At 64.9% G+C, this 11008-nt stretch carries 12 protein-coding genes; 8 read left to right on the top strand and 4 right to left on the bottom strand.

What is annotated here, in order from left to right; translation table 11 throughout:
- Window positions 1-18: 18 nt before the first annotated feature.
- On the bottom strand, window positions 19-669 hold the full coding sequence (locus C480_RS00855) for a sulfite oxidase-like oxidoreductase (protein WP_006663730.1): 651 nt from the start codon (window positions 667-669) through the stop codon (window positions 19-21).
- 270 nt (window positions 670-939) lie between these two features.
- On the opposite strand from C480_RS00855, the gene C480_RS00850 reads away from it, so the two are divergent.
- Both C480_RS00850 and C480_RS00845 read left to right on the top strand, forming a co-directional pair.
- Window positions 940-1239: a hypothetical protein gene (locus tag C480_RS00850; RefSeq protein ID WP_006663729.1), complete on the top strand. Its 300-nt coding sequence runs from the start codon at window positions 940-942 to the stop codon at window positions 1237-1239.
- Between the two features lie 200 nt (window positions 1240-1439).
- The gene (locus C480_RS00845) at window positions 1440-1664 is read left to right on the top strand and encodes a ribbon-helix-helix domain-containing protein (RefSeq protein ID WP_006109142.1); all 225 of its coding nucleotides are present in this window, start codon (window positions 1440-1442) and stop codon (window positions 1662-1664) included.
- Window positions 1665-1779: 115 nt separating this feature from the next.
- Here C480_RS00845 and C480_RS00840 read toward each other — a convergent pair whose 3' ends face one another.
- A complete protein-coding gene (locus C480_RS00840) occupies window positions 1780-1968 on the bottom strand; it encodes a DUF7550 family protein (protein ID WP_006663728.1) in 189 nt (62 codons plus the stop codon).
- A gap of 116 nt (window positions 1969-2084) precedes the next feature.
- On the opposite strand from C480_RS00840, the gene hisF reads away from it, so the two are divergent.
- Both hisF and C480_RS00830 read left to right on the top strand, forming a co-directional pair.
- Entirely contained in the window at window positions 2085-2900 is an 816-nt protein-coding gene (hisF, locus tag C480_RS00835; protein WP_006663727.1) for an imidazole glycerol phosphate synthase subunit HisF, read from the top strand.
- Between the two features lie 141 nt (window positions 2901-3041).
- Complete coding sequence (locus C480_RS00830) at window positions 3042-3926, top strand: hypothetical protein (RefSeq protein WP_006663726.1); 885 nt, start codon at window positions 3042-3044, stop codon at window positions 3924-3926.
- Between the two features lie 313 nt (window positions 3927-4239).
- Here the strand turns inward: C480_RS00830 and C480_RS00825 are convergent, their stop codons facing one another.
- Together C480_RS00825 and C480_RS00820 are read right to left on the bottom strand one after the other, a co-directional pair.
- Window positions 4240-4524, bottom strand: coding sequence for a DNA-directed RNA polymerase subunit L (locus tag C480_RS00825; protein WP_006663725.1), 285 nt, complete (start codon window positions 4522-4524; stop codon window positions 4240-4242).
- 183 nt (window positions 4525-4707) lie between these two features.
- Window positions 4708-5181, bottom strand: a complete 474-nt coding sequence (locus tag C480_RS00820) for an SPW repeat protein (protein ID WP_006663724.1) — start codon at window positions 5179-5181, stop codon at window positions 4708-4710.
- Between the two features lie 141 nt (window positions 5182-5322).
- Here C480_RS00820 and C480_RS00815 point away from each other — a divergent pair, with 141 nt between their 5' ends.
- From C480_RS00815 to C480_RS00800, 4 genes are all read left to right on the top strand, one after another.
- Complete coding sequence (locus tag C480_RS00815) at window positions 5323-7188, top strand: rhomboid family intramembrane serine protease (protein WP_006663723.1); 1866 nt, start codon at window positions 5323-5325, stop codon at window positions 7186-7188.
- A gap of 399 nt (window positions 7189-7587) precedes the next feature.
- The gene (locus tag C480_RS00810; RefSeq protein WP_006663722.1) at window positions 7588-8352 is read left to right on the top strand and encodes an ABC transporter ATP-binding protein; all 765 of its coding nucleotides are present in this window, start codon (window positions 7588-7590) and stop codon (window positions 8350-8352) included.
- Complete coding sequence (locus tag C480_RS00805) at window positions 8342-9775, top strand: ABC transporter permease (RefSeq protein ID WP_152423998.1); 1434 nt, start codon at window positions 8342-8344, stop codon at window positions 9773-9775. The genes C480_RS00810 and C480_RS00805 overlap by 11 nt, the downstream gene beginning before the upstream one ends.
- A complete protein-coding gene (locus tag C480_RS00800; RefSeq protein WP_006663720.1) occupies window positions 9772-11004 on the top strand; it encodes an ABC transporter permease in 1233 nt (410 codons plus the stop codon). The genes C480_RS00805 and C480_RS00800 overlap by 4 nt, the downstream gene beginning before the upstream one ends.
- Window positions 11005-11008 lie beyond the last annotated feature (4 nt).

Below are 11008 nucleotides of genomic sequence, written 5' to 3'. Positions count from 1 at the left end.
GACCGGCGCGCCTTCAGCCTAACTATATCGCTCCTCTCGCCACGGGTTCGCCGTCTCGGAGTAGCCGCGCCGTTCCCAGTAGCCCAGTTCCGGTTCCGTGAGGAACTCGACGCCGTCGACCCACTTCGCCCCCTTGTAGGCGTACTTGTGCGGCGTGACCACGCGGAGCGGACCGCCGTGGTCCTCGGGCAACGGCTCGCCGTCGTAGGCCCACGCGAACAGGACTTCCTCGCGCATGCAATCCTCGAGCGGCAGATCCGTCGTGTAGCCGTCGAGCGCGGAAAACATGACGTGGACGGCGTCGTCCGTGACGCCCGCCCGCTCGGCGAGTTCGGTGAACGGCACCCCGGTAAACGCACAGTCGAGTTTGCTCCAGCCGGTCACGCAGTGAAAATCCTGCTTCTGAGTCTCGTGTGGTAGGTCGCGGAACTCGTCCCACGAGAACGTCAGTTCGGTCTCGACCGCGCCGGTGACGGTGAACTCCCACGAGTCGGGATCCCAGCCGGGGGTGCCGCTCTTCGAGAGTACCGGAAACGCCGAGGTCTCGCGCTGGCCCGCCGGGACCCGATCCTCGCCGAACTCGCGGTAGAGGTCAGTGATATCTCGAACGTCGGACTCCGTCGCGGTGGCACCTGAACTCTCGACGGCGTCTGTTCGGTCGGTAGTCATAGTCACGTTTTCGTCCCGAGCGACGTAGGTGTGACGCCACGGCGCTCGCGGTCCGGATCGAGTCGTCTCACGGAACTATCTGCCAGCTAGCTGGACAGCCGAACGCTGGATAGAACGGAGAAACCGAGACGAACTCGAGGAAACATCGAATTAGCGCGACGACGGGGCGGATGGAACGATCCGAAACCGTGTCTTCGGGGGTGCAAGTCGTGGCCTTCTGTTCGAAACCCTCGCCACCGCTTAGTACGGTCTCCCCGAGACAACTACCGTATGGCGAACAAACAACAGATGACAGAACGGGAGATGCCTACAGAATCAGCACAAGCGGTCGGTGAACAAGCCATGGGGCCGGCATTTATCGCCGCTGCAGCGTCCGTCGGTCTTTCGTGGTACTACTTCTTCCTGCGCGGAGACCGTCATCGCGGCATGTTTATTGGTCTCTGGCCGCCGACGATCCTCGCGTTCGCGAGCTACTTCAACCAGCGCAAGATGCGCCAGCAGTTAGACGCCATCACGCAGCCGGGGACGACGATCAAGAACGCCCTCGACTCGATGATGGGCAACCGCTAGACAGACGCCGGCCTGAGCACCACTCGAGCCACCCAACCGGCTCACCTCATCCGTCACGCGTTCTTCTGCCGGACAGGCGCCGTCTGCGTCTTCGAGACGAGTTCAGATGAACGGTCCGAAGAGCGGTCGGACGAACGGCATTCCGAGTTCTGTAGAGTCCCCGTCAAACCTAAATACCCCCTCACCGAAAGCCGAATCAGATGCCGAAAGTAGAGATCACTATCCCCGAACACCTCGAGATGCAGATCGCCCAGATGGTCGAGCGAGGCGAGTTCGTCAACCGCGAGGAAGCCATCGAGGACCTCCTGTCGACGGGCATCAAAGCCTACAAGACCAGCGGGCCGATGGACGAAGAGGAGACGACCGGCGGTACCGGCCTCGAAGACGACGGAATGATGGGTCACGACGACGAGTACGTCTTTTAACGCTCTGTTCGTTCACTCGACGAGTGACCACGACTCTGTTTTGGATGCGAACAGCCGGGAGGCTACGGTTACAGGGTCAGGTACAGGGACTGAGAGAGACAGGTACGAGAAACAGCTACAGTCCCGTCGTTGCGAGCGGAATTCCGAACGAAATAGCGGTGCCGACGATCAGAACGAGAAACCCGATCCCGACGGCGCGCGAGGAGTAATCGCTCATCGGGGCCGTCGTCCGCTCGGCACCGAGGTCGTGACCGACGTCCGCACCCGAATCGTGGTCCGCTGTATCGTCAGTGTCGTCTGCCATACTCCGAGTTCGGCGCTCGAATCCTTAAAGACGGCTATCGAGGGCCGCGAGCCAGCAGGCTGCATTCGCCCGATCCAGACGGCTTTACTACCCGGGGAGCCAACACCCGGTAAGAAATGGCACTGACAAAGCGGATCATCCCGTGTATCGACGTCGATCTGGACGAGGACGGGAATCCCGCGGTCTACACCGGCGTCCACTTCGAGGACTTAGAGTACACCGGTGATCCCGTCGAGATGGCCAAGGCGTACAACGAATCCGGGGCCGACGAGTTCGTCTTCCTCGACATCACCGCCTCCGCCGAGGGGCGCGAAACGATGCTCGACGTCGTCCGCGCGGTCGCCGACGAGGTCTTCATCCCGCTCACGGTCGGCGGCGGCATTCGGACGACCGAGGACATCAAGGAGACGCTTCGGGCCGGCGCGGACAAGGTCTCGATCACGACCGGCGCGCTCGAACGTCCCGAACTCATCACCGAGGGCGCACGCGCGTTCGGAAACCAGTGCATCGTCATCAGCGTCGACGCGAAACGCCGCTTCGACGAACGCGGCGAACACTACGTCGAGATCGACGGCGAATCCTGCTGGTTCGAATGCACCAAGAAAGGCGGCCGCGAGGGAACCGGCATCGACGTGATCGAGTGGGCCACAGAGGCCGAGTCCCGCGGCGCGGGCGAACTCTTCGTGAACTCGATCGACAAGGACGGCACCAAAGACGGCTACGACCTGCCGCTGACGGAAGCGGTCTGTGACGCCGTCGACACGCCGGTTATCGCCTCCTCGGGCTGTGGCGGTCCCGAAGACATGTACGACGTGTTCACCGACGCCGGCGCGGACGCCGGGCTCGCGGCGTCGATCTTCCACTTCGGCGACTACTCGATCGAGGAGACGAAGGCGTATCTCGACGAGCGCGGCGTTCCGGTGCGGCGCTGAGTTCGGCGCTCGTCCCCCCGTTCGGGTACTCGCTTTGACTTTCGACGCACCAGCCGTCCACCGTCTTCTGCCCCCCAGCTTCTGTACCCGATCCGTTCAGATTCAATATACTTATCGTAACGGGGGAATCCGTCTTATACAATGGAGTGGCGGTGCACGTGGTGTGGCAAACCCCATGCGAAGGACGATCCACCCTGCGACAACTGCGGACACAACGCCTTCGAGAAGGCGATCGTCCGTCAGGACGAGCGCGAACAGACGGACGACACCGATACTGAGAGAGACAGCAGTAATGACACGGCGACTGGGACCGAGACGGTCGTCGACACAGGCACAACCTACGTCTGGACGTGTACCGACTGTGGTCGCGTCCACGTCAAGAACAATCCGCCCTGTTCGCGCTGTGGAAACACGACTCTCGAACGGACCGAACAGACCTACGACGATGTCGACGAGGCCCTCGAAACGGCGAGCTGGTTCGCAGTCGCCAAACCGTACACGCCGATCATCGCCGTCGTCGGCATCGTCGCCCTGCTATTCGCCTCCGGCATCGTCTCACCCTCGATCCTTCCCGGCGTCGGCACCCCGTCGCCACCGGATGCCCCCGGCAACGGGACCGAGTACGACGGCATCAATCTGGACGCCGTCGAGGAGCGTGCGAACGACCAACTCGCGGCCGCGCGAGCGGACGACAACCCCACCGCGGACGAGGGGCTCGCGGCGTACGCCGAGTACCGCAATCGCGTCCTCGTCGCAACCGAACACGGCGACGGTGACCGCGATCACGAACTCCCCGATCCGAGCGAGTTCAACATCGACTGCCGCACGGACCTGGTCGTCAGTCACGTCACCCCGTTCGAGACACCGATTGATGCCGACACCGGCGAGGATGAACTCGCGGCTGACGTGACCGAGGTGGTCCGCATGCTCGAAGCGGGAACGAGTGAGTACGACGTGGCGGCGGACGGGTTCGATCTTCACGTGGGGCCGGAAGGGACGATTTACGTGTCCTACGCGGCCTGCTGAGACTGTTCGTCCCCGAAAAGTCGCTCGGAGCTATCTCCTACGGACTGCTGGAAATCAGTTCCGGCGCACCAACGAACCGTCCTACGGGTGCGTCGGGAACTCGGTACAGTAGGCCGTATCGGTAACGCGCGTCAAAGACGCCCGGTAGGTATGCGGTTGTGACGGTCTTGAATATCACAGCGATTGTGGCAACCTTGGAAATCACAGCATGCGATAGAGGCGCGGTTGGAGTCGGCAACTGAGAGGGGAGACAGAAAGGGAGAGACGGAGAGAGGGAGAAATTCGACGGCAAAGTCGTCCGCTCCGAGCGACGTTAGGCCGCGGTTTCGAACGCATCGCGGAACGAAACGGCTTTTTCGCGAACGTCGACCGCGGCGTCTTCGAGGGCCTCAAGCGGGTCGACACCGCTTTCGGTCTTGATCGTCAGAATCGGTTCAGTTTGTCCACCCGACTGCTCGGGGTTGACGTCGTAGGTCGCTGCACTTACGTCGTCGTGTTCGAGCAGTGATCCTTTGAGGACGTTCATGAACGTGTGGTCCTCGCCGGCGATTTCGATGGAGAGTTCGTTCTCGCTGCTCTCGGTGACCCGCAGTTCCATAGACGGGTATCCGGCCGTCAGTTGCTTGTACCTTTCGAAGCGGTATGGGTGCTGTTGGTCGCGGTCTCGAGGCGGAGCCGTGAGTACACAGCGGTCTGATGGGAGTGATGGTGACGGGCATGGTGAGAGTCACGGAGACGACCGAAAGAAAACGCGTCTGGAGCGTGGGGCGCACGGATGGCGTCAGGCTCGCGTTCGCGCGCGCTCGGGTGCATCAGCGTTGTTGTTTGCGTAGGCGCTGTAAGCGGAGAGCGCTGCGATGGCGATTCCCGAGAGGGTGGTACTCGTCGCGAGTTCACCGCTTCCCATCTCGATGACGGCGGGGGAGATGGCGATCCAGACGCCGAGGAGGACGGTCAGCGAGGCGAGGCTGACGTTGGCTAACCGATCTCTGGTGAGCCGGTAGAAGTTGTACCCTGCGAGGAGGAAGATGGCGGTGCCGACGAGCGTGTCGTTCCAGATCGCCGCGTCCGTGGATTCGAGGAGGAACGGCGAGGCGACGAGCCACAGACCGACGAGGGCGACGAGGCCGCTCAGCCACTGCATCGCGTCGGTATTGAGGACGTTTCGGTTGCGGGCGGTGCCTGCGTTCGTGTCGGTGTCAGTACCGGTACTCGTACCGCTATCGGTCGGGCTATCGGATGGAGTGTTGCTCATGACTCGTGTGAGGTAGTTGTCGTTCGGGTAAAACGGCAGTGCCTGCGTCTGTCGGGGGAGTATCGTTAGCAATCATCAGAGATCGAAGCGATGGCGACAGCGAAAGTAACCACTATACGGTCACGGTCGAACCACTGGCATATGCGTCCGTTCACGGCCGCCCTTGCGGGGATCATCCTGGCGACGCTTGCGCTCTCGGTCGGCATCGTCAGCCGACTCCAACCCGACCGGCGCTGGCGCGACAGCCTCCAGTCCCGGTTGCTCTTTGGCGTCCCGTGGGGGACTCTCATCGCGATTGCTGTCGTCCTCGCCGTCTACCTGTTCGTGCAGGACGGGCTGACCGATCCGGCAGAACCGGTCACGATTCCCTATCGCGCCTGGTCGTACTTTTCGCCGGTCGGCATGCTCACGGCGTCGTTCGCCCACGCCAGCCCGAGCCACCTCGTCTCGAACCTGGCCGGGACGGCCGTCGTTGCGCCGATCGCCGAGTTCGCCTGGGGACACTATCCGAGCGATCGAGCGCGAACTCGACCGGACGAGACGGGACGATCCCTGTGGCGGACACCGTGGATTCGAGCGGTCGTCTGGTTTCCGCTCGCCGTGATCGCCGTCGGGCTGGTCACGAGTCTCTTCGCACTCGGTCCCGTGATCGGCTTTTCCGGCGTCGTCTTCGCGTTCATGGGGTTTGCGATCGTCCACTATCCGATTCGAACGCTCATCGCGGCAATCGGGTTCCAGGGCGTGGCGCTGACGGTCTGGCGAGCGCTCCAGGACCCGATCTTCAGCTACACCGCAACGCCGAGTCCGCCGACGGCACCGTCGTGGGCCGGCATCGCGATCCAGGGCCACGCGCTCGGGTTCTTCATCGGACTCGTCCTCGGCATGCTCCTCCTCGCCCGTCGTGATACGCGCCCCGACCCCCTCCACGTCTGGGTTGCAGTCCTTCTCGTGGCGTTCTCCAAAGGCCTCTGGCAGATTTACTGGTACGGCGAGGGTAACACCTACTACCTCCTTCGCGGACCTGGCATCGTGATCATCACCGTCCTCGCCCTCGTCATCACGCTCGCGCTGACCGCCTCGGACCGGCCGATCATCCCCGCACGACTCGATCGCTGGCTCGCACGCCGCCGGGGAACGCAGACGGTATCGCGAACACCACACTCGTCGAGTTCGGCGAGCGACACCGAATCCGAAACCGACGCTGACGCGCGGATCGAGCGGACGCTCGACCTTGCCGGGACGGACGAGAGCGATCGCGTTCGAGCGGTCACAACCGGGAATCGCCGGCACTCACGGCGGGCGTCGGCACTGACGCGGCGTGGCGTGGCGGGTATGGTTGTCCTGCTCGTACTCGCAATACTCGCGGGGATGGCGATCCCGGTGAATACGAGCGTGATCGCGGACGACGGCGGCGCGACGGGGCAGTCCGGGATCGATATTCGCGGCTACACGATCGAGTACGACGAGAACGCGACGAACGAACTCGTCTCGGGGATCGGAATCGACGCGATGATCGACGATTCGAGCATGGCTGGGAGCGGGGTGATCGTCTCGAGCGACCGGTACAACCTCTGGGAGGAAGCGGTGACGAAAGAGTATCTGAACGCGACGGGCGAGGATACGATCACTGTCGGCGGCCCCGGCTGGCGGGAGACGGCCCACGTCGAGCGGACCGGCTGGACGCCGGTCGGCAACGAGAGCGTCTATCAGATCTGGCTGTGGGAAGACGGTGAGAAAACCGAGCGCCAGCTCGCCCACGAGTCCGACTCGTCCCGTGCCGAAGTGATTCTGGCCGAGCGGACCGTGACGGTTACCACCGACGGCGGCGAGTTCGGGCTTCGCGTCGAGTCGATCGAAACCGGCGCAACGGCGTCGACGGGAATGCCGTCGGAGAACGCGACGACGGAAGCGGGTGGGGTTACGTTCGAACGGGTCGGTGACACGGTCTTTGCGAGGGTGGACGGAACCGAAGTGGCGGTGGCGGCCGTCGAGCGGTACGAGTACTGACGACGGCGGGCTCGCGCTCGATGGCGGCGTGGCAGGGCAGCAGGGGGAGCTAGTATGAATGTAGCGACGGCGCACGTAGACGGGACGATAGCGGTACCCGCGGCCGGCACTGGACCGAGATCGGCCACACTGGTTCTACGAGCCACACAGTCGTCGAGACGGAACACTCGCCCGTACGTGGACGTTTCACGCCGTTGGGAGTGACTACAGCGTCGTTCGCTGCGTGCAATCGGCACAGACCCGTCGAGAGCGGTGATGTCCGGCCGGTCTGGGTCGGTCAGTTCGGTATTCGAACCGCGCCGACCGCGACGACCCGTTAACCGCCACGTGGCGGACGGAAGCCGGACAGAAACAATGCCCGGGTGGGCCGTTGATCGACGCGAGTTGAGCGCTGGACAAATGATCCACCGTATACTGGGAACCCTGGCCTCGGCGGCATCACAGCCATCGGACGAGCGGCAGCCGACACCTGCCGTCCGACTCGACGGCGTCACCCACGAGTACGGTGCGACGGGTGGCCGCCTCCGAGCCGGTGAGCAACGAACCGTAACCGCCCTTCGAGACGTTTCGATCGACGTTCAGCCCGGCGAAACGATCGGACTCGAAGGTCCCAGTGGCAGCGGCAAGTCGACGATCCTCCACGCCGTCGCCGGCCTGCTGGTTCCGACTTCGGGCAGCGTCGAACTCGTCGGAACCGACCTGACGCCGCTCTCGACCCGGAAGCGAACCCACGTGCGCCGACAGCACGTCGGTATCGTCTTCCAGCACTTCCATCTCCTCCCCTCGCTCTCCGCGCGTGCGAACGTTGCCCTCCCGCTCGTCCAGACCGGCGTGCCAAAGCGCGCCCGCCGAAAGCGAGCGACCGAACTCCTCACACAGGTCAGACTCGGAGATCGAACCACCCACCTGCCGTCCGAACTCAGCGGCGGCGAACGCCAGCGCGTCGCCATCGCCCGCGCCCTCGCGACCGATCCCACCGTCGTCATCGCCGACGAACCAACCGGTGAACTCGATACGGCGACCGGCGACGCCGTTCTCGACCTGTTAACCGACGTCGGCCGCGAACGCGCGGTCCTGCTCGCCTCCCACGACGAGAGCACGCTCGCCGTCGCCGACCGCGTGATCACACTGCGCGATGGACGGGTGGTCGCCGATGGTCAGTGACGACGAGCAGCCGCCGAATGCGGACAGCGAGCGCCAGAGTCAGCGCGAAGACGAGCGAAGTACCGACGAGTTCAGCGGGCGGCGAACGAATCGAACTCGCTGGGTTGGGTTGGGCCGACTGGCAGTGACGCGGCTGTGGAAGCGGACGACGAAGACGACCTCGCGGCGGGTCGTCGCGACGATCAGCGCCGTTGCGTTGACGATCGCGCTGCTCGTGGTGGTGACCGGGGTCGCGCTCGCGCTCGCGGACGGCGGAACGACGACCGAAAACGACGCGGACGTGCAGGTGATGCCGGAATCGACGGACCTGCTCTCGTCCATCAACGGGGTCGAGGGAGCGCGGCTCGGCGAGGCTAACGAGCGCGCGGCGTCGATCCGGGAAGCCGATGGCGTCGACCACGCGACGCCGGTGCTCACCGAACCGATGCGACTCGAGCAGCCGAGTGATGAGAGCGCAGCAAGTACGAACGAAACGGAACCCGGATCCGAAGCGAACGCGACCGACAACCGCAGCGCAACCGACCCGCAGACCGTCCTCCTCGTCGGCGTCACCCCGGACGAAGAATCACGAACCGTCGCCGGACTCCCGACGGGTGAACTGGCGTCCGATGTGGATACCACCGCCGACGCCGCTAACGCAACCGATACCAACGCCACCGCAGCGCAGGCGCCGGGCCAGCGCGAACTCGTCCTCTCGACGACCGCCGCGGAGCGCCTCGGTGTCACCGCGGGCGACGAACTCGCCGTCTCGAGTTCACAGTTCGAGATGACGGACACGCCACCGCCGACGGTGACCGTCGCGGCCGTCGTGGAGACGAGCGGTGACGACGAGACGCCGGTCGCGCTCGGCCACTTGCACGCTCTCCAGACGCTTTCGGGCGCGAGCGAGGGTGAACTCGCGGATCGAGTGCTGGTCTGGGGAGAGTCCGACGCGGCCGCGGACGAGGCTGCAGCGGCCTATCCGGACGCGACCGTCGAGACGCCCGATCGCACCGATCCCTCGCTGCTGTTCGACGACGGGCTGGCGTTCGTGACCAGCGTACTCGCGCTCGTCGTCGGCGTCGCGATCTGCGCGGCATTCGTCGCGACGACGGCGGGGATGACCGTCAACGAGGATCGGCGGATGCTCGCCGTGCTCGAGTCCGTTGGGTTCCCGACGCACAGCCGGCTCGCGATCGTTGCGATTTCGACGCAGGCGCTGACGCTGTGTGGCGCGCTGTTCGGCGGTGTGCTCGGGTTCGTCGGCATCCATGCGCTCAACGCCGTCGCGAGCGGGACCATCGCACCCGGAGCGATTGCGGAGACCCATCCGCTGTTCCTCCCGTACGCGCTCGTCATCGCGTGCGTCGCCGGACTGATCGCGATTCCGTACCCGCTCGTCATCGCCGCCCGAACGTCCGTGCTCGCGGAGGTGAGCCGGTGAGTCTCCGTTACCCGGTCGTCCGAACCCGGGCCGTGATCGGCCTCGCGTTCGCTCACCTTCGGCGCTCACCCGGACGGACCGTCCTCGCCGTCCTCGCCGTCAGCCTCTCGGTCCTGGCGGTGACGCTCCTCGCGAGCCTCGGGGCCGGCGTCGTCGAGGTTGGCGAGACCGGACTCGACAACGCCAACCGGGATATCTGGATCTCGAGCGATCCCGTCGACCCGTCGGCGAGCGGCACCGAGAATCCGATCGCCGACTCCCACGGGACGGCGGCCGAACTCACCGCCCGCGACGACGTGAGCTCTGCCGCACCGCTCGCGATGCACGAGGTGTACATCGGTACCGAGCCGGACGACCTCGAACGAACCTCCGCGGTCGGCGTCCAGGAGACTCACGACGGCTTCGACTTCCAGAGCGGGCGCGGCTTCGATCGCGTCGAACCGCCGAGCGACGGCGAGCGCCCGACGGAGCCACAGACGGCCGAAATCGTCCTCGATCCGCAGGTTGCGGACGCGGTCGGTGCCTCCGTCGGCGATACCGTCTACGTCGGCACCAGCCGCGAGACCGCCCCCGACTACGAGTTCACCGTCGTCGGGACCGCGTCCTACTACTCGCAGTTCCTCGGCACGCCAGCAGTAACGGTTCCGCTGCCCGACCTGCAGGTCGTCGCCGGAACGACGGGGACCGATCGGGCGACGTTCATCACCGCCGATGCGGCTTCCGGTGTCGATCCGGCGACCGTCCGTGACGACCTCTCGGCCGAGTATCCGGACTACGAAGTCCGGACGAGCGACGAGCAGGTCGAGGCCATGGTCGCGGATCGCCCGCTCGTGCTCGCCAGCGGCACGACGCTGGTCGGTCTCGCCGTCATCGGCGGCGTCGTGCTAACCACCAACCTGTTCGCACTCATGGTCTCCCAGCAACGACGCGAACTCGCCGCGCTACGGGCGATCGGACTCTCGCGGCACGTCCTCGCGGGGATGATCGCCGTCCAGGGCCTCGTCATCGGCCTCCTGGGCGGCATCGTCGGCATCGTCGCTACCCCGCCGCTCACGCACGCACTCAACCGACTCGCACACGAACTCGTCGGCTTCGAGAATCTCCTGCAAACGCCGCCCGAGGTCTATCTCGTCGGCTTCACACTCGCGGTCGGCGTCGGGACGGTCGTCGCGGGAATCACCGGCTGGCGCGTCGGACGTACGCTCAAACTCCAGCATCTCGAACTGTAAGGGT

Source organism: Natrialba aegyptia DSM 13077, from assembly GCF_000337535.1.
GTDB lineage: Archaea > Halobacteriota > Halobacteria > Halobacteriales > Natrialbaceae > Natrialba > Natrialba aegyptia.
This window is presented reverse-complemented; position numbering and strand designations above follow the sequence as displayed.